Source organism: Stutzerimonas nosocomialis (assembly GCF_005876855.1).
Taxonomy (GTDB): Bacteria; Pseudomonadota; Gammaproteobacteria; order Pseudomonadales; family Pseudomonadaceae; genus Stutzerimonas; species Stutzerimonas nosocomialis.
Genome location: NZ_QLAE01000073.1, coordinates 1 through 1804 on the forward strand (window position 1 = coordinate 1; position 1804 = coordinate 1804).

The 1804-nt window shown below is 68.5% G+C and carries 1 protein-coding gene; it reads left to right on the forward strand.

Annotated elements, in window-relative coordinates; translation table 11 throughout:
- The coding region (locus DN824_RS22345) for an esterase/lipase family protein (protein WP_241666766.1) at positions 1-1804 on the forward strand (1804 nt) is incomplete at both ends.

Below are 1804 nucleotides of genomic sequence, written 5' to 3' on the forward strand. Positions count from 1 at the left end.
CCGGCTGCGCCGGCGTCAAGGTCAACGCCATCAAGAACGACGACTACCTGGCGCTGCGTCGAGGCGACGTGCTCACGACCGGCGATCTCAGCGCCTCGGCCCGCATCGCGCTGCAGGTCGTGGGCATCGCCGAGAAGGATTGCCGCAAGGACCTGCCGCAGTGTCGCCAGCGCCTCGCCGACAACGGAGGCCTCGCCGATGAAAACCGCCTGTCGGCCCTGGCCGAGCTCTGGCTGCTCGAGGCCATGCGCAGCGTGGCCCCGCAGGAAGCCCGCGTGGACGCCTACCTGGAAAGCGCCCGGCACGCCTACGCCTACCTGTTCTTCACGGCCCGCTCCACCGGCTCGCGTGCCCTGGAGGATCGGCAGACCCAGGTGCGCGACTACTACAATTTCGCGGTGCAGGAAGCCATGACCCAGTTGTTCGAGCTGCATCGCGGCAAGCCGCCGCAGCGCGACGGGGCCGATGGGCGGTTCCACCTGCAACTGGCGCGCTGGAGCGTCACCGGCTCCCTGGAAGAGGTCCGGCTGGCCGAAGGGCGCCAGCTGCCGCGCGAGCTGATCCCCGCGGCCTCCCTCTCCTTCGCCGGCCTGCGCAACCAGTACCGCCGCGATGGACTCGGCGCCGAGCTGGTCGCCGTCACCCGCAAGCGGGTGGTCAGCAGCAAGAGCGATCGCCTCCCCTGGAGCGAGACACCCTTCCCGGCCATCAGCATCGTGATCCGCTTCCCGGGCGACACCCTCGAGGACGTGCTGGCGACCCGCACGGCCGACATCACCGGCTATGACCCCTATCGCACCACGCATTTCCAGGTGGCGGACCAATCGGTTCCGCTGGCCGCCAACTTCACGTCCGGCTATGGACTGTGGCTGGCACGCTCCGGCTTCGCCCGCCAGTCGCTGCTGACCCTGGTAGGCCGCGGCGAGGTGCTGGAAGCGCCCCACCTGTACCTGCTGCAACCCTACGACCCCGAGCGCCACATCGTCATCATGCTGCACGGTCTGGCCAGCAGCCCCGAAGCCTGGATCAACGTGGCCAACGAAATGCTCGGCGACGAGGTGCTGCGCAACAACTACCAGATCTGGCAGATCTACTACCCGACCAACCTGCCGATCGCCTTCAACAACCGGCTCATCCGCGACACCATCGAACGGACCCTCGCTCACTTCGATCCCCAGGGCACCGCCGTGGCCAGCCGCGACATCGTGCTGGTCGGCCACAGCATGGGCGGCGTCCTGTCGCGCCTGCTGGTGTCCTCCACGGAGGACCGCCTGTGGTCGTCGGTCATGGCGCAATACCCGATGAGCGGACGGCGCCTGGAAAAGGCACGCGCGAGCCTGGGCCCCTACCTGCATTTCGAGCCGCTGCCCCAGGTCAGCCGGGCGGTCTTCGTCGCAGCGCCGCACCGCGGTACGCCCTTCGCCGAGAACCGCCTGTCGCGCTGGGCGTCCGGCCTGGTCAAGTTGCCGGTGTCCGTGCTCGGCCGCTTCCGTGAGTTCGCCCAGGTTCTGGTCGATCCCAACTCGGCGGCGCCGGTCGTACTGGACCGGGGCTTCAACAGCATCGACAACCTCAGCGACCAGGACCCTTTCGTCAGGGCGGCGGCCGAACTGCCCATCCCGCCCCGGGTGCGTTATCACAGCATCATCGGCAACCATACGCCCGCGCTGGAACTGGCCATCAGCAGCGACGGCGTGGTGCCCTACGGCAGCGCCCACCTGCCGGGCGCCCAGTCGGAGAAGATCATCCCTTCGTGGCACAGCGTCCAGGAGACGCCGGAGGCGATCATCGAAATCCGCCGCAT